The sequence below is a fragment of the Oerskovia sp. NPDC060338 genome, from assembly GCF_042726295.1.
GTDB classification, from domain to species: Bacteria; Actinomycetota; Actinomycetes; order Actinomycetales; family Cellulomonadaceae; genus Oerskovia; species Oerskovia merdavium.
In genome coordinates, this window is sequence record NZ_JBHXCQ010000016.1 from 87,810 (window position 1) to 114,570 (window position 26,761).

Sequence of the window (26,761 nt, forward strand, 5' to 3'; positions counted from 1 at the left end):
GCTCCCCCGACGCCTCAGCACTGCAGGAGCGGGTGGAATCCGCCCCGGGTGATCTTCCGGCGATCGGTGCATCAACCAGCAGACCGTGCGGGAGAATCGCACGCATGAAGGTCCTCCGTGTCTCCCACAGCGCCGTCGTCGACGCCTGGCGCGGGCGGGAGCGTGGCCTGCGGGCCCGCGGGGTCGACGTCCGCCTCCTGAGCGCCCGGACCTGGGACGAGGGCGGTGTGGCGGTCGACCTGGTGCGCCGTCCCGGCGAGAAGGTCCTGGGCGTGCGCACGATCGGCAGCCACCCGGCGCTCTTCCTCTACGACCCGCTGCCGCTGTGGCGCGCGCTCGGCGAGACCTGGGACGTCGTCGACGTCCATGAGGAACCCTTCGCGCTCGCCACGGCCGAGGTGCTCCTCCTTCGCGCGCTGCGGCGGATGACGGGGACGCGTCCTGCACCCTACGTCCTGTACTCGGCGCAGAACATCACGAAGCGCTATCCCTGGCCGTTCCGGTGGCTCGAGGCTCGCGCCCTGCGCTGGGCCTCCGCGATCTCGGTGTGCAACGAGGCGGCCGGGCGTGTCGCCCGCGCCAAGGGCATCCGTGGAGCCGTCGAGGTGATCCCTCTCGGAGTCGACGTCGAGCACTTCTCGCCCGTGTCGGCGGACGAGCACGCACCCGGGCATACCGACCACAGGACGCACGCACCGTCGTCGGGCCGTGTCGTGGTCGGGTACGCCGGGCGGCTCGCCTCGCACAAGGGCGTCGACGTCCTCCTGCGCGCCGTCGCCGACGACGACCGCCTGGCGCTGCGCATCGCCGGAGCGGGACCCGACGCCGACGCGCTCCGTGCGACGGCCGGCCAGCTGGGCGACCGGGTCACGTTCCTCGGGCCGCTCGACGACGCCGCGCTGCCCGACTTCTACCGCGGGCTCGACGTGCTCGCGGTGCCCTCGCGCAACACGCCGGGGTGGATCGAGCAGTTCGGTCGCGTGGCCGTCGAGGCGATGGCGTGCGGCACCCCGGTCGTGGCGAGCGACTCCGGCGCGCTGCCGGACGTCGTCGGCGGCGCGGGGCTGCTCGTCCCCCCGGGCGACCCCGACGCCCTGCGGCGAGCCCTGCTCCGCGTGGGGACCGACCCGGACCTCGCCGCGACGCTCCGGCGCGAGGGGCTCGAGCGGGCCGCGACCTGCAGCTGGGCAGAGGTCGCCCACCGCTACCACCGGATGTACACCGACGTCCTGGCCGAGGCCGTGCGGCCCGGCGCGACACCGGCTCGACCAGCAGGCGACCTCACCGCACCTGAGGTCGTGGTCGTGGCCTACGGCTCCCCCGAGCTGCTGGCCGACGCCCTGGCACCGCTCGCCGGAAAGTTCGAGCTGACCGTCGTCGACAACTCCTCGATGCCGGAGATCCGCGAGGTCGCGGCACTCGCGGGGGCGATCTACCTCGACCCGGGACGCAACGGCGGCTTCGCAGCGGGAGTCAACCACGCACTCGCTCACCGGCGGACTCCCGGGTCCGACGTGCTGCTCCTGAACCCTGACGCCGTGGTCACGCCCGAGGACGTCGTCGCGCTCCAGCTCGGCCTGCACGCCGACCCGCGGGCCGCGAGCGCCGGACCACGACAGGTCGACGGGGAGGGGACTGCTGCTCGTGTCACGTGGCCCTACCCCTCGCCGCTCGCCACCTGGGTCGAGGCAGCGGGCCTCGGCAGGCTGCGGTCGACTCCCCCCGACCGTTCGTTCGTGATCGGGTCCGTGCTCCTGCTCCGTGCACAGGCGCTCGCAGAGGTGGGTGGCTTCGACGAGCGGTTCTTCCTGTACGCCGAGGAGACGGACTGGGCGTACCGGGCCACGCTCGCCGGCTGGCGCCACGTCCTCGTCCCTGAAGCTCGCGCACTGCACCTGGGAGGCGCGACGAGCAGCGACCCGGCCCGACGCGAGACCCACTTCCACGCGTCCCAGGAACGCTACCTGCGCAAGCACTTCGGAGTACTCGGCTGGCAGACGGCCCGGGTCGCGGCGCTGCTCGGGTCGGCCGCGCGAGCCGTCGCCCTCCGTGGCCCCGCACAGCACGCCGCGCGTCGGCGGGTCGGCCTCTACGCACGCGGTCCGGTGCGCTCCGAGGCGGCGCTCCCGGTGGTCGCACGATGAGGCTCCGGCAGCTCCGGCACGGGTCGGCGGTCCTCGTCGGAGGGGTGGCGCTCGTCGCGGTGCTGGCCCTCGTCGGCGTCCTGGTCCCGGCCACCGGTCCGGTCGCGCTCGGCGCGGCCGTGGTCCTGCTCGCGATCGGGCTCACGGTGTACGAGCCCGTGGCCGTCCCCATCCTCGCGATGCCCGCGCTGGTGGTCGTCCAGCGGGTCGGTGGCGGTGGGGTCGACCTGTCGCTCAGCGACTTCGCCCTCTTCGGCGCCTTCTGGTTCGCCCTGTTCTTCGCCCCGCGCCCGTTCTCCGGCCCCATGCGTTCGTTGCTCTGGCTGTCGGCGCTCTACCAGGTCGCGACCCTCTTCACGGTCATCGCGAACCCCTACGTCGCCAACACCGTGGAGTGGTTCCACGCGTGGCTCTCCGTGGGCGGCGCCCTCGTGGTCGGCTGGGCCGTCGGACGCGCCGGCAGGGCCCGTGTCGGCCTGACGCTGTTCCTCGTCCCGTGCCTGGGGATCGCCGTCCTCACGTGCGTCACCGCGCTGCAGCAGCTCGCCGCGGGCAACACGGGAGCCGTCTATCTCGAGTGGCCCTTCGGGATGCACAAGAACTTCATCGGGTGCGTGCTCGCGTTCGCCGCCCTCGTCGCGTACGCCCGGCCGTGGTGGGTGGGCTGGCCCCGTTGGTTCGCGCTCGCATCGTTCTGGCTGTGCAGCCTCGCGGTCCTCGCTTCCCAGGCGCGCCAGGCCCTGGTCGGGCTCGCCATCGGGCTCATCCTCGTGACCCTGCGCGCCGACCCGGACCGCAAGCGGTCCAAGCTGATCCTGCTCGCCGTGATCCCGGCGATCTACTTCGTCGTGCTCGTGGTGCGCGAGCAGCTCTCCGAGAACAACCAGTTCAACTCCGCCTACCAGAGGCTCGCCTGGTACCAGCAGGCGCTCGAGGTGTGGCGCCAGAACGAGGCCTTCGGCGTGGGCCTGCGGTGGTGGACGGCCGGACGGACCGAGTACTTCTTCCAGCCGCCGAACGCCGAGCTCGAGGTGCTCTCCTCGGCGGGCGTCGTGGGGCTCATCGGCTTCCTGGTGCTGTTCTTCGGGGCCTTCGTCGTCCTGTGGCGGATGAACCCCCGCTTCGGCACGTTGGCCTTCTCCATCCTTCTCATGCGTTTCATCCAGGGCCAGTTCGACCTCTTCTGGTCCTCCGTGGTGGTCTCGGTCCCTTTCATGATCGTCGGCCTGTGCGTCGGCGCGGAGGCCTACGCCCGAAGACAGCAGGAGGCGCGAGACCTCACCGGGGACGTCCTCCCCAACCCCGACCACCTGCGGTCGGTCGAAGAGATGAGAAGCGTGTGAGGATCCTGCAGATCGCCCCGGTGATCGGGCCGGGCACCGGCGTCGGGGCCGTTGCTCACCACCTGGAGCAGGAGTGGCGCGCGGCCGGGCACCAGGTGGGACGGTTCACCATGGACGACGCCCGGGGCTCGTGGCTCCCCGAGCCCGGTCCTGGCATGCGCGGGAAGCTCGCACTCATGGCACGGGTCGTCTGGTTCTCGACGGTGGGCAGCCTCCTCGCACGCAGGGAGCTGCGGCGGCACCCCGACGTCGTCGCGCTCTGCCACAACGACGTCCTGGCAGGCGACGTCTACGTCAACCACGGCATCCTGCAGGCCGCGATGCGCTCACGAGGCAGCTACGGGCTCCGCATGCTCCGCAACCCCATGCACCTCTTCGTCGCGGCACGTGACACCTTGCGGTACGGGTCGGCGATCCACCAGGCCGTGGTCAACCTCGTCGACGAGGAGGACTCGGCGCTCCGGGCCACCTACCCGCGGCTGCGACCACGGACCGTCACGATCGGCAACGGGGTCGACGTCGGGCGGTACCGGCCGCCCACGACGTCGGAGCGCACCGCAGCACGTCGTCGCCTGGGTCTGACCGACGACGACGTCGCCCTGCTCTTCGTCGGGCACGAGTTCGAGCGCAAGGGACTCCCGGCGGTGATGCACGCCCTAGCCCTGCTGCCGGCCCGTTTTCGCCTGATCGTCGTCGGGGGGACACCGGACATGGTGCAGGACGCCGGTCGTGCCGCCGACCGCCTGGGCCTGTCCGACCGCGTCATCCTTCTCGGACAGGTCCCCGACCCTCGTGAGGCCTTTCACGCGAGCGACGTCTTCACGTTCCCGAGCGCGTACGAGTCCTACGGGCTCGTGGTCCTCGAGGCGCTCGCGTGCGGGGTACCGGTCGTCGCGACGCCCGTCGGCTGCGTGCCCGAGGTCCTGCACGACGGCATCGAGGGCTACATGACGTCGGCCGACCCCGGAGCACTCGCACGAGCGGTCCGTGACCTCGCCGGCCTGGACCGCAGCGCGCTCGCCACCGCGGCGCGAGCCGTGGCCGAGGAGCACTCCTGGCACGAGGTGTCGCAGTCGTACCTCCGTCTGTTCGAGTCCCTCCACCACCCAGGCTCGACGGGGCCGACCACGAGCATCAACCCCGCGCCGCTGCGCACGAAGGGAGAGACCGCGTGAGGATCGTCCACGCCATCCGGTCCGACGGGTTCGCCGGGGTCGAGAGGCACGTGGCCCGCCTCGCCGCCGAGCAGGCTCGGAGGGGCGACACGGTGCTCGTCGTCGGAGGCAGACAGGATGCCATGGCCTCCGCGCTGGCGAACACGGGGGTCCGCAGGGCCGCGGCCGCGCGAACGATGGACGTGGCCCGGGCGATCCGTTCCTCGTCCCGCAACGCCGACGTGGTCCACACCCACATGACCGCGGCCGAGGTCGGCACGACCCTCGCAGGGGCATCCGGCCGGAGGCTGCCCCCCGTCGTCACGACACGTCACTTCGCCGGCCCGCGCGGCAGCGGTCCCGGCTCTGCTCTCGTGGCCGCGGTCGGACGGCACCGGGTCGACGTGCAGATCGCCATCAGCCGCTACGTCGCGGAGTCGGTCGACGGCCCGAGCGTCGTCGTCCACCCCGGAGTCCTCGACCAGCCCGCGGGGCTGAGCGTGTCCGACCGGCGCCGCACGATCGTGATGCTCCAACGGCTCGAACCCGAGAAGCGGACCGGTGCAGGAATGCACGCATTCGCCGCGTCCGGGCTCGCTGCGCACGGCTGGTCCCTCGAGATCGCGGGCGACGGCTCGGAGCGTGGGGAGCTCGAGGTCCTGGCGGGCCAGCTGGGGATCGCGACGGCTGTCACGTTCCTCGGCCATCAGCGCGACACCGAGCCGCTTCTCAGGACGGCCTCGATCCTGCTCGCTCCCTGCGACGTGGAAGGCCTCGGGCTGAGCGTCCTGGAGGCGATGTCCTACGGGCTCCCCGTCGTGGCCTCTGCGGCCGGTGGCCACCTCGAGACCCTCGAGGGTCTCGACCCGCTCGCGCTCTTCCCGCCCGAGGACGTGGAGTCCGCGGGGACACGGCTGCGGTCGCTCGCGCGGGACCCGAGCCGTCGCGAGGCCTACGCGAGCGCCGCCCGATCCGCCCAGCGCACCCGTTTCACCGTCGAGGCACAAGCCTCGGCGACCGCTGCTGTCTATCGGAGCGTCCTGTGAGTCGGTACCTGTCCCTCCGGCCGCACCGACCACGTGACCCGGACGGCAACGAGATCGTGGTGGTCTCGCTCGAGGCGTGGGACGACCACTGGCGGCGCAACCAGTACCTCGTCGCCGGTCTGCTCCGCGCGGACCCCACGCTCCGGGTGCTCTTCGTCGAGCCGGCCACGGACCCCCTGCACGAGCTCCGACGGGGGTTCCTCCCTCGCCCGGGCAAGGGCCTGCGCCGGGCCACGGATCTCGAGGGCGTGGACCCCGACCGCCTGTGGCTCTATCAGCCGACCAAGATCCTGCCTCGCAGGATCGACCCGGTGGTCGACGGCAGGCTCGCAGCGCTCACGCGTCGTGCCGCACGTCGCGCCGGCCTCACGCACCCTGTGCTGTGGATCAACGACCCGGCGGCGGCGAACCTGCTCGACCTGACCTCCTGGCCCGCGCTCTACGACGTGACGGACGACTGGTTGGCGGCGAACCGGACGTCCGAGGAACTTCGGCGGCTCGCAGCCGACGAGCGGACGCTGCTCGTCGGCTGCGGTGAGGTCGTCGTGTGCTCCGAGCACCTCGCACGGTCCAAGGGAGCAGATCGCGCGGTCACGCTCATCACCAACGCGGTGGACCTCGACCGCTACCGTCGCCCGGTCCCTCGACCGCCCGACCTGCCTGCCGGCCCCGTGGCCCTCTACCTCGGCACGGTCCACCACGACAGGTTCGACGTCCCGACGCTGCTGAGGACCGCACGAGAGCTCGACGGCACGGGGACGGTCGTCCTGGTCGGCCCGCTCGTCGACCTCAGCACGGAGGAGGTCCGTGCCCTGCGGGCTGCCGGGGTCCGGCTGCTCGGTTCACGGCCCTGGTCTGCCGTTCCCGGTTACCTGCAGCACGCGACGGTGCTCCTGGTCCCGCACCTCGTCAACGACTTCACCGACAGCCTGGACCCGATCAAGCTCTACGAGTACCGTGCCGTCGGGCGACCCGTCGTCGCGACGCCGGTCGCAGGTTTCCGGGACACGACCGATCCGCAGGTGACGGTCGCGGCTGCCGCCGACTTCGCCTCCGCCGTACGAGAGATCCTCTCGGCCCCGCGGACCGGGGCCGAGGACCGGCTTGCGGACGTCGCAGAGGACGTCCCGACGTGGGAGGGACAGACCCGCCGCATGGCGGAAGTCATCGACCGCCTGCGGTCACCCGTTCCCACACGTCGCTGAGCGTGCCGGCCGTCGATGCCACGGAGAACCTGGTGGTCGCGGACAGGTGGGCTCGGTCAGCCCGACGTCCCGCAGCGACCGGGTCGTCGAGGACCGCGACGACGGCTGCCGCGAGTCCTGCGACGTCGCCCGGGGCCACGAGGAGGCCCAGATCGGACTCGTGGACCGTCCCGGGTGCCGGTACGTCCGTCACCGCGCCGTCCGGGTCGAGGATCTCAGGGACGCCGCCCGCAGCGGTGGCCACCACCGGCACACCCCGGACCATCGCCTCGACGACGACCTGTCCGAAGGGCTCGGGGACAGGAGACGCGTGCACGAGGACGGTCAGCCCGTCGATCTCGGCGCGAGGATCCTCCGCGAAGCCCGTCCAGGTCACTGCCTCGTCGACCCCGAGACGTCGTGCCTCGGCACGCACGCTCTCCACATAGCCCTCGGCCCCGAAGAACGGTGCTCCGACGAACCTGAACCGCGCCTCGGGGTGCCGCTCGAGGACGGTCGCTGCGGCGCGGACGAGCTCGAGCTGCCCCTTGGTCGGCGCGTACCGGCCGACCAGGCCGACCACCGGGGGGCGCGGGGCGCGGTGCACCGCCTCGCCGGTCGCCTGGTCGGGCGTGAACCCCGGGTACGCGATCGTCACCGGACCCGGCAGCGTCGCCGCGGTGGCGTGCGAGTTCACCACGACGGCGTCCGCGAGGCGTGAGAGCGCCCGGACCGCTGTCACGAGGTGCCGGGCGAGGTAGTCGTCGCTGATGCGGTCGTGCACGTGCCAGACGAGGGGGCGTCGGGCCACGCGGGCAGGCACGATCCCGAGCAGGTCCGCCTTGAGCGACGTGGTGTGCACGACGTCGGGCCGCAGCTCCCGCACCCTGCGCGCCAGCCGCACCTCGAAGGCTAGGAGCCGCGCGACGCTCTTCGCGTGGGCCGGTGCGGCCCTCGCCACCGTGGCCCGGTCGAGCTCGTTGAGGTCCGGGTCGAGCGGCAGGACCTCAACACGTACCCCGAGGCTCTCGAGCCTGTCCCGCAGCGGACCGTCGGCGAAGAGGAGGACGCGGACGTCGACGTCGGGCCCGAGCGCCTCGCACGTCCGGACGAGAGCGAGCTCGGCTCCCCCCAGCGCCCCGGTGTGGTCGAGGACGAGGACTCTCAACGGCCTGGCCGGGGTCCCGGGAACGTCGGAGCGACGGCCCCTCGTCACCAGCGGAAAGGCAGCCGGCGGGTACCGCTCTGCTGCTCCTCGTCGGTCGCCGGGCGGTGCTCGGTCTGGTCGGCGACGACGGTCGGCACCTTGCTCCACTCGGGTGAGAGGAGCGGACGGCCCTGCCCTGGTGCCTGTCCTTGCCCGCCCGAGTGACTCGTCGGGGGGCTCGCCGGAGCCCCGGCGTCGACCGTGGGCGCGGCTCGCCGTGCACGTCGGTCGTCGGTGCCCGGCGCCGTGGCCTGAGCGTGGCTACCGATCGTCGGGGGGACCGGCTCGGTCGTGTCCGGGCCGGTCGAGGTGCGCGCGACGTCGATGGCAGCGGCGCGCTCTGCCGGACCTCGCAGCCCGGTGCGTGCCGCGTCGTCCTGCGTCGAGGTGGCGACGGGGTGACCGTCGTCCGTCGCCCCGGTCGAGGTCGGTTCCGCGGGGACCGGGTCCTCGATCGATCCAGGGGCTCGCTCCGGGACCTCCGGGGACGCCTCCGGAAGGGCGGTCGTCCCCTCGGCGGTCGGGTCGGAGGTCTCGGGTGCCGCCCCGGTCACGGGAGGGCTCGCCGGCTCCTGAGGAGCGGCCGCCTTGTGCCCGCCGGGGGACGCCTCGGGTCCCCGTGCTGCCGCCGCAGACGCATCGGCACCGTAGGTCGACGCGTACAGCATCCGGCGATCGCCCTTGACGCCTGCCAGGGCGAGGCCTGCAAGGGGAACGTTGTTGATCCGGAGCCTCTCCGCGGCCTCGGTGAGCACCGCGCGGTCGGTCTGGCCCGCGGCCGCCAGCAGGACGACGCCGTGCGCGTACCCTCCCAGGATCGTCGCGTCGGCCGCGGCGAGCACGGGCGGCGCGTCGATGACGACCACGTCGGCCTGACCACGGAGGTCGTCGACGAGCCGCCGCGCCTCGGCCGTGGCCAGGTAGTCGGCCGGGTCGAGCTCCTCGACCGGCACCGGGAAGACGCTCAGGTTGTGGACCGCCGTGGGGCGCAGCTCGTTGTCGCCGCCGCTCCAGCCCTCCGGTGGCGGGAGGATCCGGTCGAGCTGCGGCCGGCGCAGGTCGCCGGAGACCGCGATGGTCCGACGACCGCTGAGCGCGAACGACGCAGCCAGGTTGGCCGCGATGAACGAGCGCGGCGCATGAGGGTCCACGGCCGTGACGACCACGACGATCCGCTCCGTGTCGCCGAGCGAGACCTGGACCGCCGTGCGGAGCTCTCTGATGGACTCGGTGAACGGCGTCGCGACCCGGCTGGAGATGGGCAGGGTGCGCGAGCGGTGGAACTCCTTGTCCGCGGCGCGCACCTCGTACAGCTCGGCGAGGACGGGGGCGTCGGCGAGACGCGAGGCCTCGGCCGCCGTCCGGACATGGAGGTCGAGGCCGCGACGGGCGAACGCGATGCCGATCCCGGCCACGAGACCGGCCAGCAGGGCGATCGCCAGCACGAGCGGGGTCCCGAGCCCGAGCGGTTCGGCCGAGGTCGCGGGGGTCGCCACGACCCCTGGCGTCGTGATCGAGCTCAGGGTGTTGTTCTGGGTGATGAGGCTCTTGTACTCGGTGACGATCGCGTCCTGCTCGGCGAGGACGAGCGGGTTGGTCGGGTCCGGCCCCAGCCGAGCGGTGACGCTCGCGAGCTTCTCGCTGAGGGCCTGCATGCGGGCCGTGATGTCAGCGCTCTGCGCGTCCCGGAGGACCGACAGCTGGGCCACGTAGGCGGTGGCCACGGCGTTGGCCGTGTCGACCGACTCGTCGGGGTCCAGGCTCTCGGCGTTGACCGCGATGAGTGCCCCGTCCTCGGATGCCACCTCTGCCGTCACGGAGCTCGCGACGCTCTCCGGCGTGGCGGGGGACCCGAGCTCGTCCGCTGCCTGCGTCACGACCGGCTCGGAGGTGACGTCGTCGAGCCCCGTCGTGACCGTGACCTGGACCGGGGTGTCCCCGCCCTGCGAGGACTGCACGGACGTGATCTGGACCGTCGCCGTCGCCCGGTAGACGGTCTCCTGGTTCTGCACGTAGAACGTCGCGCCGGCGACGACCACGAGCACGGCCGCCAGCACGTACCACTTGCCGGCCCACACGGTACGGATGAACTCCCGGACGGTCATGGGTTCCTCTCCCCTGGCGTGCTGAGCTCCGTGTGCACGAGCCCTCGTTGCGCGTCTACCACCTCGCGGAGCCGAGCGACGAAGCGCGGGAGCGCGAAGGTCTCGACGTGCGACGTCAGAGCGCCATCATCCCACGAGACGCCCAGGGCTTCCTGGACGGCCTGCGCGACGAGTCCGGGCTCGGGGGCGTCGAAGAACGTCCCCGTCACCCCGTCGACCACGGTGTCGAGGTAGCCGCCGTCGCGCAGGACGACCGACGGGCGTCCGAACGCCCCCGCCTCGAGCGGCGAGAGACCGTAGTCCTCGTACGAGGCCGCGACGAGCATCGAGCAGTGGCGGTAGAGCCACCGCAGCTCGGGATCGTCGACGCGACCCAGGAGCGTCGTCCGGCCGCCCGTGCGCCCCGTGCCCGACGGCGTGCCCCAGCGTCCGGTGGTCGCTCGCCCGCGCGCGGCGAGCCCCTCGAGGCGTGCACGGTCGGGACCGTCGCCGACGATCACGAGCTGTCTGCCGGCCAGGCGGGCAGCCTCGATCAGGACGTCGACGTTCTTGTACGGGAGCAGCCGGGCAACGCACAGCAGGAAGCCCGGTTCGAGCCCCGGCACCTCGCGCTCGGCCCCCGCGGGCATCATCGCGGGTGGCGGCGGCAGGATCTCCGCCTCGATGCCGTAGGCGTCGCGGATCGCCCGCTGCGTGACGGTCGAGTTGGCGAGGTAGACGTCGGCGCGCTCGGCGGCTCGCCGGTCCCAGCCCCGCAGGGCAGGGGTGAGCGCGGACAGCGCGGTCGAGGCGACCCCGCCGCGCAGGCGGTCGAGCGCGCTCGCGCCGTCCCGGCCGCCCAGGTAGCGGTCACGCTGGTAGAGCCACCGGGCCGGGGCGTGGCAGTAGACGACGGTGCGCCCGGCCCCCCGGTAGCCGTGGGCCCAGCCCGTCGAGCTCGCGAGCAGGACGTCGGCCTCGACCCGCTGCGCCGAGACGGCGGGGGCGAGGAACGGCAGCGCAAGCCGGTGGTGACGGCGCAGGGGGCCGACACGGTCGAGGGCCGAGGTGCGCAGGTCGAGATCCGCGAACTCCGGGAACGTCCCGTCGGCGTCGTACAAGGTGGTGTACATCGGCGCGCCCGGGAACGCCTCGGCGAGCCAGAGCGCCACCCGTTCGGCGCCGCCGCGCTGCGTCGCGTAGTCGTGCGCCAGTGCCACACCGTCGGTCATCGTGCCTCCGTCGTGGGGCAGGACGTCGGAGACCCGCCCAGGAATGGATATCGATCCAGCCTAGGTGCGGGGTCGGGGCGAAACGGGGCGACAAGGACACCTCACCCGGGTGAAACGCCATCCGTCCGCGCCCTCGGGGCGCGGAGCGACGGCCTCACGCCTTGGTGTGGAACTTCCCCTGGGCCGCGAGCAGCCCCTCGGTGAGGACCATCTCGACCGCGTCGGCGGCGTCGTCGAGCAGGAAGGGCAGCTCCTTGGCCTCGGCGCCCGAGAAGTTCTTGAGGACGAAGTCGGCCGTGTCCATGCGCCCCGGGGGGCGGCCGACGCCCACGCGCACGCGCAGGTAGTCGCGGGTCCCGAGCGCCTTGGTGATGTCGCGCAGCCCGTTGTGGCCGCCCTCGCCACCGCCCGACTTGAGCTTGACGTCGCCGAACGGGATGTCGACCTCGTCGTGCACGACGACCACGTGGTCGGGGTCGATCCCGAAGTACTGGGCGAGGCCCGCGACCGGGCCGCCCGACGTGTTCATGTACGTCGAGGGCTTGGCCAGGATGACGCGCGGCCCCGGCGCTCCGCCGGGCAGCACGCCGAGACGGGCCTCGGCGACGGCCGCGCGGGCCTTGTGCGCGCTGAAGGTCGAGCCGGAGCGGCCGGCCAGGACGTCGAGCACCATGTGCCCGACGTTGTGGCGGTTGCCCGCATAGGTGGGGCCGGGGTTCCCCAGCCCGACGACGAGCCACGGCTGGTCGGTCATGTCACCTGTGTCCTTGGTCGAGGTCGGGGGAACGTACCGAGGCGTCCGGTGCAGTGCTGCACCGGACGCCTCGGGTCGTCAGGGTCCTGCCGCTCGAGGACCGGGTCCAGAACGGTGGATCGGACCGTCAGGTCGATCAGACGAGCGGAGCGGCCTCTGCCTCGGCGGCGACCTCGGCGGCCGTCGCCTCGACGCGCGGCTCGGTGATGAGCACGACGTCGGCGGTCGGCTCGGTCACGAGGACGCTGCCCTCGGGCAGCGCGATGTCGCCGGCGAAGACGACCGTGCCGGCGGTGAGGCCGGTGATGTCGACCGAGATGACCTCGGGCAGGTTGGTCGCCAGGGCCTGGATCGAGAGCGTGAGCTGCTCGACGATGTGGATGGTGCCGGGAGCGGCCTCACCGATGACGTGGACGGGAACGTCGACGTCGACCTTCTCGCCCTTCTTCACGATGAGGAGGTCGATGTGCTCGACGACGTCCTTGACCGGGTCACGCTGGACGTCCTTGGCCAGGGCCAGGACCTCGGTGCCGTCGAGAGCGATCGTGAAGAGCGCGTTCGAGTGCTTGAGGGCGAGCGTGGTCTGGTGCGCGGGGAGCGCGACGTGGACCGGGTCCGTGCCGTGCCCGTACAGGACGGCGGGGATCTGGTTGTTGCGGCGGGTACGGCGGGCGGCACCCTTGCCGAACTCGGTGCGGGCCTCTGCGACAAGCTTGATATCGGACACGTGAGCTCCTGAAGAACGTTTGCGGGCCGACCACCAGTGGGAAGCAGTCGGCTGTCCGGCCGGCTGGTTGGTCACCGGAGGACGGGCGGCTGCGTCGGCGCGGGACACATGACGGGCGCACGAGGACGACCGCCCAGTCGATTACGGGGATCCTTCAGGATCCTGCTGACCTTCCGGTGACTCACCGGCCGTCAGACGTCCCTCGCCGAGGCAACCGGACTACTGTACCTGGGCGCACGACGTCAAGGGAAACCCGCTCGTGTCGCGACACGAGCGGGAAGCGGGTGGGAAGCGGGCAGGGCGTGCGGGTCAGGCGGTCGCCCCGGCGATGACCACGGTCGTCGTGATCGCCGCGGTCGTGGCCGCGGTGATCTCCTCGACGTACTTCCGGGTCGCCCCGGCCGCCCAGCTCCCCTCGGCGAGCGCCGTGGCCCGATGGTCCACGGCCCGACGCTCGGAGGCCGTGAGCGGTGCACCGGCAGCCATGACACGCCCTGCCTGCCGGGTGGCGGCGAGGATCGCGACGAGCGCCCCGGTCCGCTCGTCGGGCACCCCGCCGTCGAGCAGGACGCGCGCGAGCGTGCCCCGCAGCTCGCCCTCGTGACGCGAGTCCGCCGCGGGCCAGCGCGTCGTGGGGAAGATGCCGAGGATCCGACCGTCCTCGCGGCGCAGCAGGCCACGCGCGACGAGGTCGTCGAGCGCGGCGTCGGCCGGCTTGGTCCGCGAGAGGGCCTCGACGAGGCTCTTGGGCTTGGACCCCTCCCTCGACTTCACCACGGTGAGCGCGTCGTCGAGCAGCGACCGCCCGGTCGGCGACTGGTCGCGGACCACGACGCGTCCCGAGCGCCAGCCCGAGCCGTCGCCCGCGAGGTCGACCCGTCCTCGGAGGGCGAGCTCGACGAGGAGCGCACCGCCGGCGATCTGCTGGAGGTACGAGCTGTCACCGACGGGCTTGCCCGTGACGTCGTCCAGCACGAGCAGGAGGTAGTCCTCGATGATCAGCATGCCGACAAACGTAGCGCGCCCGGGCTCACCGAAGCCCTGAGATTTGTCACGCTCCTCGGCGGAACCGGCCAGCGGCCCGACCTCACCGCGCTCGACGACAAGTTCACCCGCCCCCGGCAGAACCTTCATCCACACCGCACGGTCGATGTGTTCGGTCCCGGTAGTAGCGTGAGCGATCTCTGCTTCCTTCGGGTCGCCCACCGTCAAGAGCCTCCGAGGAGTTCACCGTGAGACTGTCGGTCATCGGCTGCGGGTACCTGGGCGCGGTGCACGCTGCGAGCATGGCCGTGCTCGGCCACGAGGTGGTGGGTGTCGACCTCGACGCGGACAAGGTCGACGCCCTCAACCGTGCCCAGGCGCCGTTCTTCGAGCCCGGTCTCCCGGACGTCCTCGCCCAGGGCATCGCCTCGGGCAGACTGACCTTCACGACCGACGTGACGCTCGCCCACGGCTCCCGCGTGCACTTCCTGTGCGTCGGGACCCCTCAGAAGCGCGGGGAGTACGCCGCCGACCTGGCCTACGTGAACGCCGCCGTCGAGGCGCTGCTCCCTTCGCTCGAGCCGGGCGACCTGGTCGTCGGCAAGTCCACGGTCCCGGTCGGCACCGCGGGACGGCTCGCCGAGCGCGTCCGCGAGGTGAGCCCGGGCGCTCACCTCGTCTGGAACCCGGAGTTCCTCCGCGAGGGCCACGCGGTCGACGACACGCTGCATCCGGACCGCCTGGTCTACGGTCTGCCACCCGAGGACGTCGACCGCCACAGCGAGTCCGTGCTCGACGAGGTCTACGCCTCGCTCCTGGCCGAAGGCGTCCCCAAGGTCGCCACCGACTACGCGACGGCCGAGCTGGTGAAGGTCGCCGCGAACTCGTTCCTCGCGACCAAGATCTCGTTCATCAACGCCATGGCGGAGATGTGCGAGGCCACGGGCGGTGACGTGACCGTCCTCGCGGACGCGATCGGTCACGACGCGCGGATCGGGCGCCGGTTCCTCAATGCGGGGCTCGGCTTCGGTGGAGGCTGCCTCCCCAAGGACATCCGCGCCTTCATGGCACGTGCAGGCGAGCTCGGGGTGGACCAGGCGCTGTCGTTCCTCCGGGAGGTCGACTCGATCAACATGCGCCGACGGGTACGGATGGTCGACCTGGCCCGCGAGGTCTGCGGAGGTTCCATCGTCGGACGCAACATCGCGGTGCTCGGCGCGGCGTTCAAGCCCGACAGCGACGACACGCGCGACTCCCCGGCGCTCAACGTCGCGACCCAGATGCACCTCCAGGGCGCTCGCGTCGTCCTGACCGATCCGCAGGCCATCGAGAACGCCCGCCGGATGGTGCCCGACCTCAAGTTCGCGGACACGGCCGAGGAGGCCGCCGCGGACGCCGACGTCGTGGTGCTGCTCACCGAGTGGGAGGAGTACCGGACGCTCGATCCCGCGGCGTTCGGCGAGCTCGTCGCGCACCGACGCATCCTCGACGGGCGCAATGCCCTGGACCCTGCGGCATGGCGGGCCGCCGGCTGGACGTACCGCGCCCTCGGACGGCCCTGAGCCCGCCCCAGAAGAACATGCTCAGTCCGCCCACGCCCAGCGCACGGTCACGCTCGCGTCGACCTGCTCGTGCCCAGGGTCCACGGCCAGCGCGTCGTGAGCGCCGGCGGCCTTGGCGGACATCATGCGGGGCACCGGGGCGAACCCGCTGCCCTGCTCGCTGACCTCGACGACCGCGCCGAGCGTCCGGCCCGCGAGGGCCGCGTACTGCTCGGCCCTGGTCCGGGCGTCGGCGAACGCCTCCTCGCGGGCCGCGACCGCGAGGGGTCCGGGGGCGCTCACGGCGAAGCGCATCGAGTCGAGCCGGGCGACGGGTCCGGCGGCGCCCAGCGCGGCGCGCACGAGCTCTCCTGACGCCCCGACGTCGCGCACCGTGACCCGCAGCGTGAGGCGGGCCGTGACGCGCAGGATCGTGGCGCCGTCGGGCTGCTGGGACTGCTGCGTCCACGTGGACGTCTGCGCGGTGCGCAGGTCCTCGTCCGCGACCCCGCCCGCGAGCAGCGCCTCGCGCGCGGCACGGACCCCCTCGTTGGCGGAGTCGAGCGCGACCTGGACGTCGTCGCCGCTCGCCTCGGCACCGAGCTCGACCACGACGACGTCGGGCACCGCCGTGGCGGCCCCCTGCCCCGTGGTGGTCACGCCGGCGGACAGGTCCTGGGTCTGCGTCTGGCTCACAGCAGGCATCTTGCCAGCCCGACGACGGAGCCGCCCGTCCCACCTGCCGCACGTGCCGCTCGGTCCCCTCGGGAGGACGACGACGGCCCGGCTCCTCGAACGAGTCGAGGGACCGGGCCGTCGGACGGAGCCGGACTCAGCTGTTGCCGTCGAACAGCGACGTGACCGAGCCGTCGTCGAAGACCTCGCGGATCGCGCGGGCGAGGAGCGGCGCGATCGAGAGCACCGTGAGCTGCGGGAAGCGCTTCTCCGCGGCGATCGGGAGCGTGTCGGTCACGACGACCTCGCTCGCACCGCACTCGGACAGGCGCTGGGCCGCCGGGTCGGAGAGCACGCCGTGCGTCGCCGCGACGATGACCGACTTGGCCCCGGCCGCGAGGCACACCTTGACGGCCTCTGCGATGGTGCCGCCCGTGTCGATCAGGTCGTCGACCAGGACGCAGTCGCGCCCCTCGACGTCACCCACGACGCGGTTGGCGACGGACTGGTTGGGGCGCGTGATGTCGCGCGTCTTGTGGACGAACGCGAGCGGCCCCCCGCCGAGCTTCGCGGCCCACTGCTCGGCCACGCGGATACGGCCCGCGTCGGGCGAGACGACCGTGACGTTCGTCGTGTCGACGCGCGTGCGGACGTAGTCCGTGAGGATCGGCATGGCCCACAGGTGGTCCACCGGGCCGTCGAAGAAGCCCTGGGTCTGTGCGGCGTGCAGGTCGACGCTCATGAGGCGGTCGGCGCCGGCGGTCCGGAAGAGGTCCGCCATGAGGCGGGCCGAGATGGGCTCGCGCCCACGGTGCTTCTTGTCCTGGCGGCCGTAGCCGTAGAAGGGCTGGACGACCGTGATGGTCTTGGCCGAGGCGCGCTTGGCCGCGTCGACCATGAGCAGCTGCTCCATGATCCACTGGTTGATCGGCGCGGTGTGGCTCTGCAGGAGGAAGATGTCCGCGCCGCGGACGCTCTCCCCGAAGCGCACGTAGATCTCGCCGTTGGCGAAGTCGTACGCGGTCGTGGGGAGCAGGTCGATGCCCAGCTCCCGCGCGACGTCCTTGGCGAGCTCGGGGTGCGCGCGCCCGGAGGCGAGGACGAGGGACTTGTCCCCGGTGCCGGCGATCGTGCTGCTCATCGTGGGGAAGACCCTTCGTTCGTGCTGCTGGTCGTGGTGCTGGATCCGTCGGGGACGGTGGGGACACCCGGGCTGGCAGGCACGGGGGTCGGTCGGGGGGTCGGGGGCGTCGCGGAGGCCTCGGCGAGCTGTGCCTGGGCCTGGGCGCCCAGCGGCGGGGGCGTCTCGTCGTCGGTCTCGTGCGCACGGGCTGCGGCCTCTGCCGCGGCCGTGCCGGGACGACGGCGGGCGACCCAGCCGTCGACGTTGCGCTGCGGTGCACCGCTCACGCCGAGCGCGCCGGCCGGCACGTCGCGACGGATCACGGAGCCGGCGGCCGTGTAGGCCCCGTCGCCCACCGTCACCGGGGCGACGAACATGTTGTCCGCGCCGGTCCGGGCGTGCGAACCGATGACCGTGCGGTGCTTGGAGACACCGTCGTAGTTGACCGTGATGCTCGCGGCGCCAATGTTGGTGTGCTCACCGATCGTCGCGTCGCCCACGTAGGACAGGTGCGGCACCTTGGAGCCGGTCCCGATCGTCGAGTTCTTGGTCTCGACGAACGTGCCGATCTTGCCCTTCTCGCCCAGGACCGTGCCGGGGCGCAGGTAGGCGAAGGGGCCGACGCTCGCGCCGTCACCGATGACCGACAGGCTGCCGTGCGTGCGGACCACGGTGGCCCCCGCGCCGATCTCCATGTCGGTGAGCGTCGTGTCGGGGCCGATCGTCGAGCCCGCTCCGACCGTGGTCGCGCCGTGCAGCTGGGTGCCCGGCAGCAACGTCACGTCGTGGCCGAGGTCCACGTCGACGTCGACCCAGGTCGTGGCCGGGTCGATCACGGTCACGCCGTCGAGCATCCAGCGCGTGAGGATGCGGCGGTTGAGCTCGGCGCGCAGCGTCGCGAGCTGCGCGCGGTCGTTGGCACCCTCGACGAGCAGCGGGTCGGCCACGCGCAGCGCGCCGACGCGTCCGCCGCCCTCGCGGGCGATCTGCAGGACGTCGGTCAGGTAGACCTCGCCCTGCGAGTTGTCCTGCGTGACCTGGCGCAGCGCGCCGCGCAGGATCCCGGCGTCGAACACGTAGACCGACGAGTTGATCTCGCGGATGGCGCGCTGCTCGGGGGTCGCGTCCTTGTGCTCGACGATGCTCAGCACGCCGCCCTGCGCGTCACGCACGATCCGGCCGTAGCCCGTGGCGTCGTCGACCTCGGTCGTCAGGACCGTGATCGCGTTGCCGCCCGAGTGGTGCACGGCGAGCAGCTCGGAGAGCGTCGCGGCGTCCAGGAGCGGGATGTCGCCCGCGAGGACGACGACCGACCCCTCGAGCCCCTCGACCGGTCCGCGTCCCTCGTGCCCGATCGGCACGCCGTGGACCGCTGCCTCGGCCTGCGCCCGGACGTCGAGCGCCTCGACCGCGCACTGGACGGCTCGCCCGGTCCCGGGCACGTCGTCCTGGTCGACCACGAGGGCCGACGGGACGACCTCGAGCGCGGCGGCGGCCACGAGGTCGCGCTCGTGGCGGACCACGACGGCGATCCGCTGCGGTGACAGGTCGCGCGCTGCGACCAACGCGTGGCCGAGCATGCTGCGCCCGGCGAGCGGGTGGAGCACCTTGGGGGTTGCGGACTTCATCCGCGTCCCCGCACCAGCGGCGAGGACGATGACTGCGGCTGGCACTGGCGGTGCGTCGGGCACAGCGTCGGTCACTGGGGCTCCCATCGGGTTGGTTGCACGAGCTCCGCCCCCAGGACTCGAACCTGGACTAAAGGCACCAAAAACCCTTGTGCTGCCGATTACACCAAGGCGGAACGGACCAGACACACGCGCACACCCGCGGGGCGACCCCCGACCGCGCGCGCCATCGCTCGTCCGGAGAACAGTCTGCCAGGTCCGGCGCCGTGCTCCACGCCCGAACGGGTCCTGGACGTGGGGAGAACGTGTGAGGAGCACGTCACTCGCGGGCCCTGCACCCCGTCCCAGCACAGCGCGCGCCCCGACCCCGCGAGCACCGGCACGGCATGATGGACCCGTGGCAGCAGACTCCAGACGACCTCCCAGATCCCGCATGACGGCGAGCCAGCGCCGCGAACAGCTTCTGCAGGTGAGCCGCGTCCTGTTCGCCGAGAAGGGCTTCGAGGGCACGAGCGTCGAGGAGATCGCCGCACGCGCCGAGGTGTCCAAGCCCGTCGTCTACGAGCACTTCGGGGGCAAGGAGGGCATCTACGCGGTCATCGTCGACCGCGAGATCCAGGGCCTGACCTCGGCGCTCACGGGCGCACTGTCGTCCGGCGGGCATCCCAAGGTCCTGCTCGAGCGCACGGCGCTGGCCCTCCTGACGTACATCGAGACGTCGGAGGACGGCTTCCGCATCCTCGTGCGCGACTCGCCCGTCGCCCAGGCGACCGGGACGTTCTCGAGCCTCATCGGTGACGTCGCGACGCAGGTCGAGCACCTGCTCGCGGACCAGTTCAAGCGGCGCGGCCTGGACCCCCGGGTCTCCCCCATCTACGCGCAGATGCTCGTGGGCATGGTCGCCCTGACGGGCCAGTACTGGCTCGACGTCCGCAGCCCCAAGAAGGCCGACGTCGCGGCGCACCTGGTGAACCTCGCGTGGAACGGCCTGTCCGGCATGGAGAAGAAGCCCGCGCTCACGAGCAAGCCGCGCCCCGAGGCCTGAGCGCGTCCGCACGCTCCCGGGCCTCTGCCCGGCCCCGCCACGAGGCGAAACCCGTGACATTCCGCCCGTGACGGCTCGTGCCGTCCGTGGTTTCGTTGGTTCATGGCGACTCTCGAGATCGACAGGTTGAACAAGACCTACGGGACCGTGCGCGCCCTGCGCGACATGTCCTTCACGGTGGGGGCCGGGGAGATCTTCGGCTTCGTCGGTTCGAACGGGGCGGGCAAGACGACGACCATGCGCATCGCGCTCGGCGTGCTCGCGCCCGACTCGGGCGAGGTCCGGTGGGACGGCCGCGCGCTCGACCTGGCCATGCGCCGTCGGATCGGCTACATGCCCGAGGAACGCGGGCTCTACCCCAAGATGAAGGTCGGCGACCAGCTCGTCTACCTGGCCCGGCTGCACGGGCTGGGCACCGCCGCGGCCCGCTCCGCGATGGAGCACTGGACGCAGGTCCTGGGGATCGACGCGCGCCGCGGCGACGAGGTCCAGAAGCTCTCGCTCGGCAACCAGCAGCGCGTGCAGCTCGCCGCCGCGCTCGTGCACGACCCCGACATCCTGGTGCTCGACGAGCCCTTCTCCGGCCTGGACCCCGTCGCGGTCGACGTCATGAGCGGCGTCCTGCGCGACCGCGCCGCCGCAGGCGTCCCCGTCGTCTTCTCGTCGCACCAGCTCGACCTGGTCGAGCGGCTGTGCGACCGCGTGGGGATCGTCAAGGCGGGCGAGATGGTCGAGGTCGGTGGGATCGAGGAGCTGCGCGCGACGCAGCGCCCGCAGTGGGTCGTCGACGCCCCGGAGGCGCCGCCCGGCTGGGCGTCCGAGCTCCCGGGCGTCCGCGTCCTGCGGTACGACGGCGTCAGGACCTTCCTCGAGGTCGACTCGCCGCAGGACGGGGCCGAGCAGACGGTGCTGCGCGCGGCCCTGGCCACAGGGCCCGTGCGCGAGTTCACGCCGCAGCGCCCGTCGCTGACCGAGCTGTTCCGCCACGTCGTGAGCAGCGACGAGGCCCCCTCGCCCGACAGCACGGCCGGCTCCCCCTCGACCCCCTCGACCCGACAGGAGGCCTCGGCATGAGCGCCGTGCGACAGCCGACGACGACCCGCCACTCGCCCGTGAGCACGTGGGGCGCGGTCTCGCTCGTGGCCGGCCGGGAGATCTCGACACGCATCCGGTCCAAGGCGTTCGTCTGGACCACGGTCGCCCTGCTCGTGGGCGTGGTGCTCGGCGGGTTCCTGCTGAGCGTCGTGGGCGACCAGGGTCCCGCGGCCCAGAAGGTCGGCGTCACGTCGGGCGCCGAGGCCCTGGGGCCGCAGCTCGAGGCCGCCGGGGGCGCGGTCGGCACCGAGATCCAGGTCAGCGAGGTCTCGGAGACCGACGGCCGGGAGCAGGTCGCCGACGGCAGCCTCGACGCGCTCGTGACCGGCACCGCCGGGTCCTTCACGGTCGTGGTCAAGGAGGAGCTGGGCTCCACCCTGACCCCCGTCTTCACGGGGCTGGCCCAGCAGGCCGCGCTGTCCGGCGCCATCACCGACCTGGGCGGCGACCCGTCCGCGGTCGCGCAGGAGATCGCGTCCGCGGCCCCCACGGTCGAGTCGCTCGAGCCCGCCGAGGAGCGCGACCCCGCCCAGATCGTCACGGGCATGGTCGGCGGCATCCTCATCTTCATCGCCCTCATGACGTGCGGCCAGCTCGTGGCGCAGGGCGTCGTCGAGGAGAAGACGAGCCGCGTGGTCGAGCTGCTGCTCGCGACGATCCGCCCGTGGCAGCTCATGGCGGGCAAGGTCCTGGGCATCGGAGCGATCGGGCTGATCCAGCTCGTCGTGGTCGTCGGGGGCGGTGTCGGGACGGCGTTCGCGCTGGGGCTCGTCGACGCGAGCAGCGTGAACCTGGGCGCGACCGCGGCCTGGGTGCTCGTGTGGTTCGTGATCGGGTTCGTCATGTACTCGCTCGCGCTGGCGGCGCTCGCGGCCCTGGTCTCGCGCCAGGAGGACGTGGGATCGGTCATCACCCCGGTCCTGATGCTCATGATGATCCCGTACATCATCGGGATCTCGATCGGCCCGTGGGACCCCGAGAACCCGCTGGTCGTGTGGCTCTCGTACATCCCGTTCTGCTCGCCGCTGCTCATGCCCATCCGCATCGCGCTGGGCACGGTCGAGACGTGGGAGATCCTGCTCGCGGTCGGCCTGTCGCTGGCCCTCGTGCCGGTCCTGGTGTGGCTCGCGGGCAAGATCTACTCGAACGCGGTGCTCCGCACCGGGGGCCGGATCAAGCTCAAGGACGCCCTGCGCGCGAGCTGACAGGGGCCCGTCCGGGGGCGGGAGGCCCGTCAAGACTCTTGATGTCGAGGAATGTCGAGTAGCCTCACGTCATGCAGCACCCGCACCCGGACGAGGTCGACCGCATCGTCGACGCCTGGCAGCGCGAGCGTCCGGACCTGGACGTCGAGCCGCTCACCGTGTTCTCCCGCGTCAGCCGGCTGGCCCGGCACCTGGATCTCGCGCGCCGCAGCGCGTTCGCGCGCGGCCATCTGGAGACCTGGGAGTTCGACGTGCTGTCCGCGCTGCGCCGGGCGGGCGAGCCGTACCGCCTCTCGCCCGGCGCCCTCATCACGCAGACGCTCGTCACGAGCGGCACCATGACCAACCGGATCGACCGGCTCGAGGCCCGCGGCCTGGTGCAGCGTCACCGCTCCCCCGACGACCGCCGCGGCGTGCTCGTCGAGCTCACGCCCGAGGGCCTCGAGCGCGTCGACGCCGCCATGACGGACCTGCTGGCCGTCGAGCGCGAGGTCCTCGCGGCGCTCGAGCCCGCGGACCGGCTGGGCCTCGCGAACCTGCTGCGCACGGTCGTGGGCCAGTTCGAGGCGTGACCGCTTCCCGCTGAACGATGGGCGAGGGGCGGGGCAGGCGTCAGTCGAGCAGCTCGGCCGCTTCCATCCACTCGGTCTCGAGCGCCTCCTTCTCGTCCGCGAGCTCCCGGAGCTGCTTGTCGAGGTCGAGGACCGCCGCGTGGTCGGTCGCCTGGGCCGCCATCTTGTCGTGCAGGCGCGCCTCGAGCTCGGCGATCTTGGACAGGCGACGCTCGATGCGACCGATCTCCTTCTTCGCTGCGCGCACGTCCGCTCCCGAGGGGGCCGGCTGGGCGTCCGTCGCGTCGCCCGTGCTCCCCGTGCCCGACGACGACGCACCGGTCTCGGAGGCGGTCGCCCCCGCACGGGTCCCGCCCGCACGCGACGACCCCGCTGACGCGGCGATCGCGGCCTTGCGCAGCGCGAGGTACTCCTCGACCCCGCCCGGCAGGTCGCGGATGGTCCCGTCGCCCAGGAGCGCGACCTCGCGGTCGCAGACCCGCTCGAGCAGGTAGCGGTCGTGCGAGACCACGATCAACGTCCCGGGCCAGCCGTCGAGGAGGTCCTCGATGGCTGCCAGGGTGTCGGTGTCGAGGTCGTTGGTGGGCTCGTCGAGCAGCAGCACGTTGGGCTCGCCGACGAGCAGGCGCAGGAGCTGCAGGCGGCGGCGCTCGCCGCCCGACAGGTCACGGACCAAGGTCTGCGAACGCTCGCGCGTGAACCCGAGGCGCTCGACGAGCTGGGCCGCCGTGAGCTCCTTGCCGTCGACCGCGACCGTGCGCTTCTCCTGCTCGATGACCTCCACGACCCGCAGGCCGCCGATCTCGTCGAGCTCGTCGACGTCCTGGGTCAGCTCGGCGACGTGGATCGTCTTGCCGCGCTTGACCGTGCCCGCGGTCGGCGCCAGCCGCCCGGCCAGCAGGCGCAGGAGCGTCGTCTTGCCCGCGCCGTTGACCCCGACCACGCCGTAGCGGTCGCCCGGGCCGAGGCGCCACGTGACGTCGTCGAACAGGACCTTCTCCGCGGCATCGGGGTCCCCGTCGCGAGCCGGCATGCGGACCGTGACGTCCTCGAGGTCCAGCACGTCCTTGCCGAGGCGGCGCGTGGCCATGCGCGTGAGCTCGAGCGTGTCGCGCGGGTTCGGCTCGTCGGCGATGAGCGCCGCGGCCGCGTCGAGCCGGAACTTGGGCTTGGACGTGCGGGCGGGGGCCCCGCGGCGCAGCCAGGCCAGCTCCTTGCGGAGCAGGTTGTTGCGCTTCTCGGCCGTGACGGCGGCGGTCCGGGCCCGCTCGGCACGGGCCAGGACGTAGGCCGCGTACCCGCCCTCGTACCCCTCGACCGCTCCCGTCCCGTCGCCCGTGACCTCCCACATGCGCGTGCACACCGCGTCGAGGAACCAGCGGTCGTGCGTCACGACCACGAGCGCTCCTCGGGCACCGGGGCGCGCGTACCGCGCCTGCAGGTGCTCGGCGAGCCACGCGACGCCCTCGACGTCGAGGTGGTTGGTGGGCTCGTCGAGGAACAGCACGTCGTGGTCGGCGACGAGCAGGGCGGCCAACGCCACGCGCCGACGCTGCCCACCCGAGAGGGTGTTCGCCGGGGCGTCGAGGTCCAGGTCGCCGAGCAGGCCCGCGTGGACCGCGCGGATGCCCGCGTCGCCCGCCCACGTGTGCTCGGCGGACTCGCCGTGGACCAGGTCGCGGATGCTCGTGCCCGCGGGCGACTCGTCGCGCTGGTCGAGCATGCCGATCCGGAGCCCGCCCACCCGGGTGACACGTCCGGCGTCGGGCACGGCGGTCCCCGCGAGGAGGCGCAGCAGCGTCGACTTCCCGGCCCCGTTGGGGCCGACGACGCCCACGCGGTCGCCGTCGTCGAGGCCCAGGCTCACGCCGTCGAGCAGGGTGCGGGTGCCGACGACGAGACGGATGTCGTCGGCGCCGAGGAGGTGTGCCATGAGTTCCTTCGAGAGGGAGAAGTGCCTTAGCGAGGATACGCGCCGGGCATCGTGTGCCGGGACCCCGGGGAGGGCTGCCCCGCACCGGCCCCCGCGAGCAGCGAGCCGCGGGCTCGGCGTGCACGTGCCGTCGACCGAGGTCCGCCTCCGGCCACGCGCCGCGCCCGGTCCGGCCGAGCGCGGACGGTCAGGAGGCCAGGACGCGCGCGCCCGACGTCGGGCCCGTGGCGCAGTGCACCGAGTCGGCGACGCCTGCGGCCGTCCAGGAGGCCGCGATCGCGAGCGCGTGCTGCCTGCTGCGGGCGAGCGCCGCGACCGTGGGGCCAGAGCCCGAGACGATCACGCCGAGCGCGCCCACCTCGTGAGCGACCTCGAGCGTCCGGCCGAGCTCGGGGGCCATGGCGAGCGCCGCCGGCTCCAGGTCGTTGTGCAGGGCGCGGCCCAGGCCCACGGGGTCGCCCGCGCGCAGGGCCTGCATGAGCTCGGTGTCGTCCGACAGCTCGACGTCGGGGGTCCCACCCACGACCTCGTCGAACGTCTGGAACACCTTGGCGGTCGACAGGCCCTCGTCCCGGACCGCGAACGCCCAGTGGAACTCCCCCCGGGCCATCGCGGGCGTCAGCAGGTGCCCCCGCCCGGTCCCGACGGCCGTGTGACCCACGAGCCCGAACGGGACGTCCGAGCCGAGCCCGGCCGCGAGGTCGGACAGCTCGGCCCGCGACAGACCCGTCTCCCACAGCAGGTCGCACGCCACGAGCGCGGCCGCGGCGTCGGCCGAGCCGCCCGCCATGCCGCCCGCGACGGGCACGCCCTTGTGGATGTGCAGCCGGACGTCGGCGTCCACGCCCGTGTAGCGCGCCAGGGACTCCGCGGCCCGCCACGCCAGGTTCGTCTCGTCGACCGGCACGCGCTCGGCCTGCGCCCCCGAGACCGTCAACGACAGGCCGGCGCCGGGGGTCTCGAGCGTCGCCGTGACCTCCTCGACGAGCGAGACCGCCTGGAAGATCGTCACGAGAGGGTGATACCCGTCCTCCTGGCGTGCCCCGACGCGCAGCGACAGGTTGACCTTCCCGGGCGCCCGGACCCGGACGGAGACCGGAGGCGCGGCGGACAGGTGGGGGCTCACGCGTCCACTGTGCCAGGTCGTTCCGGGTGCTCGCCTGCGGAAGCGGCCGCCTCGGCCTGCACGAGCGGGAGCTGCTCCGCGATGCGCGCGAACTCCTCGACCGTGAGCCGCTCGCCGCGCGCCGTCGGGTCGACGCCCGCACGCTCGAGGGCCTCGACCGCAGCAGCCGACGAGCCCGCGATCCCCGCGAGGGCCGAACGGAGCATCTTGCGGCGCTGGGCGAAGGCCGCGTCGACGACCGCGAAGACCTCCTCGCGCGTCGCCGTCGTGGCCGGGGGCTCGCGGCGGTCGAGCGCCACGAGCGCGGAGTCCACGTTCGGCACGGGCCAGAACACGCTGCGCCCCACGGTCCCGGCACGGTGGGCCGAGGCGTACCAGGCGGCCTTGACCGACGGCACGCCGTACGTGCGGCTCCCGGGCGGGGCGGCGAGCCGGTCCGCGACCTCGGCCTGGACCATGACCAGGACACGCTCGAGCGAGTCGAAGCGCTCGAGGAAGGTCAGCAGGACGGGGACGGCCACGTTGTAGGGCAGGTTCGCGACGAGCGCCGTGGGCGCCTCGCCCGGGAGCTCGGTGACCTCGAGCGCGTCCGCGGCCACGACCGTCAGGCGGTCTGCGGCGTCGGGCTGGTGCACGGCCACGGTCGCGGCGAGCTGCTGCGCGAGGGGCGGGTCGATCTCGACCGCGACGACGCTCGCGCCCACCTCGAGCAGGCCCAGGGTGAGCGAGCCCAGGCCCGGCCCGACCTCGACCACCCGGTCCCCCGCGCCGATCCCGGCGGTCCGGACGATCTTGCGGACCGTCCCGCCGTCGTGCACGAAGTTCTGTCCGAGCGTCTTGGTGGGCCGCACGCCCAGACGCCCTGCCAGGTCGCGGATCTGTGCCGGACCGAGCAGGGCGTTGGGGGTGTCGTTCATGCGGGGAAGCCTACCGGTTGGACCGGTGCAGGCCGCCGCGAG

The 26,761-nt window shown here is 72.9% G+C and carries 22 protein-coding genes and 1 tRNA gene; 10 read left to right on the forward strand and 13 right to left on the reverse strand.

Features of this window, described 5'->3' with window-relative positions:
• Window positions 1–104 precede the first annotated feature (104 nt).
• The 5 genes from ACFWGN_RS18950 to ACFWGN_RS18970 are packed head-to-tail and all read left to right on the forward strand — an operon-like array spanning window position 105 to window position 6,892.
• Window positions 105–2,144, forward strand: a complete 2,040-nt coding sequence (locus ACFWGN_RS18950; RefSeq protein WP_377619057.1) for a glycosyltransferase — start codon at window positions 105–107, stop codon at window positions 2,142–2,144.
• Window positions 2,141–3,487, forward strand: coding sequence for an O-antigen ligase family protein (locus ACFWGN_RS18955; RefSeq protein WP_377619059.1), 1,347 nt, complete (start codon window positions 2,141–2,143; stop codon window positions 3,485–3,487). The genes ACFWGN_RS18950 and ACFWGN_RS18955 overlap by 4 nt, the downstream gene beginning before the upstream one ends.
• Complete coding sequence (locus ACFWGN_RS18960; RefSeq protein ID WP_377619061.1) at window positions 3,484–4,662, forward strand: glycosyltransferase family 4 protein; 1,179 nt, start codon at window positions 3,484–3,486, stop codon at window positions 4,660–4,662. The genes ACFWGN_RS18955 and ACFWGN_RS18960 overlap by 4 nt, the downstream gene beginning before the upstream one ends.
• Window positions 4,659–5,687, forward strand: a complete 1,029-nt coding sequence (locus ACFWGN_RS18965; protein ID WP_377619063.1) for a glycosyltransferase family 4 protein — start codon at window positions 4,659–4,661, stop codon at window positions 5,685–5,687. Before ACFWGN_RS18960 ends, ACFWGN_RS18965 begins: the two co-directional genes overlap by 4 nt.
• Window positions 5,684–6,892 carry a glycosyltransferase gene (locus ACFWGN_RS18970; RefSeq protein WP_377619065.1) on the forward strand — a complete coding sequence of 403 codons (1,209 nt, stop codon included), beginning with the start codon at window positions 5,684–5,686 and terminating at the stop codon, window positions 6,890–6,892. The genes ACFWGN_RS18965 and ACFWGN_RS18970 overlap by 4 nt, the downstream gene beginning before the upstream one ends.
• On the opposite strand, the gene ACFWGN_RS18975 is transcribed toward ACFWGN_RS18970, so the two are convergent.
• From ACFWGN_RS18975 to ACFWGN_RS19000, 6 genes are all read right to left on the reverse strand, one after another.
• Window positions 6,852–8,039, reverse strand: a complete 1,188-nt coding sequence (locus ACFWGN_RS18975) for a glycosyltransferase (RefSeq protein WP_377619067.1) — start codon at window positions 8,037–8,039, stop codon at window positions 6,852–6,854. The two genes, ACFWGN_RS18970 and ACFWGN_RS18975, sit on opposite strands and share 41 nt — an antisense overlap.
• 44 nt (window positions 8,040–8,083) lie before the next feature.
• Window positions 8,084–10,183, reverse strand: coding sequence for a Wzz/FepE/Etk N-terminal domain-containing protein (locus ACFWGN_RS18980; protein WP_377619069.1), 2,100 nt, complete (start codon window positions 10,181–10,183; stop codon window positions 8,084–8,086).
• Window positions 10,180–11,394, reverse strand: a complete 1,215-nt coding sequence (locus ACFWGN_RS18985) for a glycosyltransferase (protein ID WP_377619071.1) — start codon at window positions 11,392–11,394, stop codon at window positions 10,180–10,182. Before ACFWGN_RS18985 ends, ACFWGN_RS18980 begins: the two co-directional genes overlap by 4 nt.
• A gap of 154 nt (window positions 11,395–11,548) precedes the next feature.
• Complete coding sequence (pth, locus tag ACFWGN_RS18990; protein WP_377619073.1) at window positions 11,549–12,148, reverse strand: aminoacyl-tRNA hydrolase; 600 nt, start codon at window positions 12,146–12,148, stop codon at window positions 11,549–11,551.
• A gap of 136 nt (window positions 12,149–12,284) precedes the next feature.
• Complete coding sequence (locus tag ACFWGN_RS18995; protein ID WP_191800425.1) at window positions 12,285–12,875, reverse strand: 50S ribosomal protein L25/general stress protein Ctc; 591 nt, start codon at window positions 12,873–12,875, stop codon at window positions 12,285–12,287.
• A gap of 309 nt (window positions 12,876–13,184) precedes the next feature.
• A complete protein-coding gene (locus tag ACFWGN_RS19000) occupies window positions 13,185–13,880 on the reverse strand; it encodes a GPP34 family phosphoprotein (RefSeq protein WP_377619076.1) in 696 nt (231 codons plus the stop codon).
• A 227-nt stretch (window positions 13,881–14,107) separates the two neighbouring features.
• Between ACFWGN_RS19000 and ACFWGN_RS19005 the strand changes: the two genes are divergently transcribed.
• A complete protein-coding gene (locus ACFWGN_RS19005; RefSeq protein ID WP_377619078.1) occupies window positions 14,108–15,421 on the forward strand; it encodes a UDP-glucose dehydrogenase family protein in 1,314 nt (437 codons plus the stop codon).
• Between the two features lie 21 nt (window positions 15,422–15,442).
• Here ACFWGN_RS19005 and ACFWGN_RS19010 read toward each other — a convergent pair whose 3' ends face one another.
• The 4 genes from ACFWGN_RS19010 to ACFWGN_RS19025 form a co-directional block, all read right to left on the reverse strand.
• Window positions 15,443–16,096 carry an SIMPL domain-containing protein gene (locus tag ACFWGN_RS19010; protein ID WP_377619080.1) on the reverse strand — a complete coding sequence of 218 codons (654 nt, stop codon included), beginning with the start codon at window positions 16,094–16,096 and terminating at the stop codon, window positions 15,443–15,445.
• 136 nt (window positions 16,097–16,232) lie between these two features.
• Window positions 16,233–17,216, reverse strand: coding sequence for a ribose-phosphate diphosphokinase (locus ACFWGN_RS19015; protein WP_377619082.1), 984 nt, complete (start codon window positions 17,214–17,216; stop codon window positions 16,233–16,235).
• Window positions 17,213–18,826 carry a bifunctional UDP-N-acetylglucosamine diphosphorylase/glucosamine-1-phosphate N-acetyltransferase GlmU gene (gene glmU, locus ACFWGN_RS19020; RefSeq protein WP_377619084.1) on the reverse strand — a complete coding sequence of 538 codons (1,614 nt, stop codon included), beginning with the start codon at window positions 18,824–18,826 and terminating at the stop codon, window positions 17,213–17,215. The genes ACFWGN_RS19015 and glmU overlap by 4 nt, the downstream gene beginning before the upstream one ends.
• Window positions 18,827–18,930: 104 nt before the next feature.
• A tRNA-Gln gene (locus ACFWGN_RS19025) sits at window positions 18,931–19,002 on the reverse strand.
• A gap of 257 nt (window positions 19,003–19,259) precedes the next feature.
• On the opposite strand from ACFWGN_RS19025, the gene ACFWGN_RS19030 reads away from it, so the two are divergent.
• The 4 genes from ACFWGN_RS19030 (at window position 19,260) to ACFWGN_RS19045 (ending at window position 22,743) form a co-directional block, all read left to right on the forward strand.
• A complete protein-coding gene (locus ACFWGN_RS19030) occupies window positions 19,260–19,871 on the forward strand; it encodes a TetR/AcrR family transcriptional regulator (RefSeq protein WP_354509597.1) in 612 nt (203 codons plus the stop codon).
• A gap of 102 nt (window positions 19,872–19,973) precedes the next feature.
• Complete coding sequence (locus ACFWGN_RS19035) at window positions 19,974–20,945, forward strand: ABC transporter ATP-binding protein (protein WP_377619086.1); 972 nt, start codon at window positions 19,974–19,976, stop codon at window positions 20,943–20,945.
• Window positions 20,942–22,171, forward strand: a complete 1,230-nt coding sequence (locus ACFWGN_RS19040; protein ID WP_377619088.1) for an ABC transporter permease — start codon at window positions 20,942–20,944, stop codon at window positions 22,169–22,171. Before ACFWGN_RS19035 ends, ACFWGN_RS19040 begins: the two co-directional genes overlap by 4 nt.
• A 71-nt stretch (window positions 22,172–22,242) precedes the next feature.
• On the forward strand, window positions 22,243–22,743 hold the full coding sequence (locus tag ACFWGN_RS19045) for a MarR family winged helix-turn-helix transcriptional regulator (protein WP_191800441.1): 501 nt from the start codon (window positions 22,243–22,245) through the stop codon (window positions 22,741–22,743).
• Window positions 22,744–22,783: 40 nt separating this feature from the next.
• Here the strand turns inward: ACFWGN_RS19045 and ACFWGN_RS19050 are convergent, their stop codons facing one another.
• The 3 genes from ACFWGN_RS19050 to rsmA all read right to left on the reverse strand — a co-directional run bounded on the left by ACFWGN_RS19050 (window position 22,784) and on the right by rsmA (window position 26,719).
• A complete protein-coding gene (locus tag ACFWGN_RS19050; protein WP_377619090.1) occupies window positions 22,784–24,676 on the reverse strand; it encodes an ABC-F family ATP-binding cassette domain-containing protein in 1,893 nt (630 codons plus the stop codon).
• A 187-nt stretch (window positions 24,677–24,863) separates the two neighbouring features.
• Window positions 24,864–25,802, reverse strand: coding sequence for a 4-(cytidine 5'-diphospho)-2-C-methyl-D-erythritol kinase (locus ACFWGN_RS19055; RefSeq protein ID WP_191800445.1), 939 nt, complete (start codon window positions 25,800–25,802; stop codon window positions 24,864–24,866).
• Window positions 25,799–26,719, reverse strand: coding sequence for a 16S rRNA (adenine(1518)-N(6)/adenine(1519)-N(6))-dimethyltransferase RsmA (rsmA, locus tag ACFWGN_RS19060; RefSeq protein ID WP_377619093.1), 921 nt, complete (start codon window positions 26,717–26,719; stop codon window positions 25,799–25,801). The genes ACFWGN_RS19055 and rsmA overlap by 4 nt, the downstream gene beginning before the upstream one ends.
• Between the last annotated feature and the right edge of the window lie 42 nt (window positions 26,720–26,761).

What these genes read in the sequence shown, in the direction of transcription:
- ACFWGN_RS19045 (WP_191800441.1), top strand. Translation starts at nt 22,243, where the DNA reads ATGCAGCACCCGCACCCGGACGAGGTCGACCGCATCGTCGACGCCTGG.
- glmU (WP_377619084.1), bottom strand. Translation starts at nt 18,826, where the DNA reads ATGAAGTCCGCAACCCCCAAGGTGCTCCACCCGCTCGCCGGGCGCAGC.
- ACFWGN_RS19050 (WP_377619090.1), bottom strand. Translation starts at nt 24,676, where the DNA reads ATGGCACACCTCCTCGGCGCCGACGACATCCGTCTCGTCGTCGGCACC.
- ACFWGN_RS19015 (WP_377619082.1), bottom strand. Translation starts at nt 17,216, where the DNA reads ATGAGCAGCACGATCGCCGGCACCGGGGACAAGTCCCTCGTCCTCGCC.
- ACFWGN_RS18955 (WP_377619059.1), top strand. Translation starts at nt 2,141, where the DNA reads ATGAGGCTCCGGCAGCTCCGGCACGGGTCGGCGGTCCTCGTCGGAGGG.
- ACFWGN_RS18950 (WP_377619057.1), top strand. Translation starts at nt 105, where the DNA reads ATGAAGGTCCTCCGTGTCTCCCACAGCGCCGTCGTCGACGCCTGGCGC.
- rsmA (WP_377619093.1), bottom strand. Translation starts at nt 26,719, where the DNA reads ATGAACGACACCCCCAACGCCCTGCTCGGTCCGGCACAGATCCGCGAC.
- ACFWGN_RS19030 (WP_354509597.1), top strand. Translation starts at nt 19,260, where the DNA reads ATGACGGCGAGCCAGCGCCGCGAACAGCTTCTGCAGGTGAGCCGCGTC.
- ACFWGN_RS18985 (WP_377619071.1), bottom strand. Translation starts at nt 11,394, where the DNA reads ATGACCGACGGTGTGGCACTGGCGCACGACTACGCGACGCAGCGCGGC.
- ACFWGN_RS19040 (WP_377619088.1), top strand. Translation starts at nt 20,942, where the DNA reads ATGAGCGCCGTGCGACAGCCGACGACGACCCGCCACTCGCCCGTGAGC.
- ACFWGN_RS18980 (WP_377619069.1), bottom strand. Translation starts at nt 10,183, where the DNA reads ATGACCGTCCGGGAGTTCATCCGTACCGTGTGGGCCGGCAAGTGGTAC.
- pth (WP_377619073.1), bottom strand. Translation starts at nt 12,148, where the DNA reads ATGACCGACCAGCCGTGGCTCGTCGTCGGGCTGGGGAACCCCGGCCCC.
- ACFWGN_RS19035 (WP_377619086.1), top strand. Translation starts at nt 19,974, where the DNA reads ATGGCGACTCTCGAGATCGACAGGTTGAACAAGACCTACGGGACCGTG.
- ACFWGN_RS19000 (WP_377619076.1), bottom strand. Translation starts at nt 13,880, where the DNA reads ATGCTGATCATCGAGGACTACCTCCTGCTCGTGCTGGACGACGTCACG.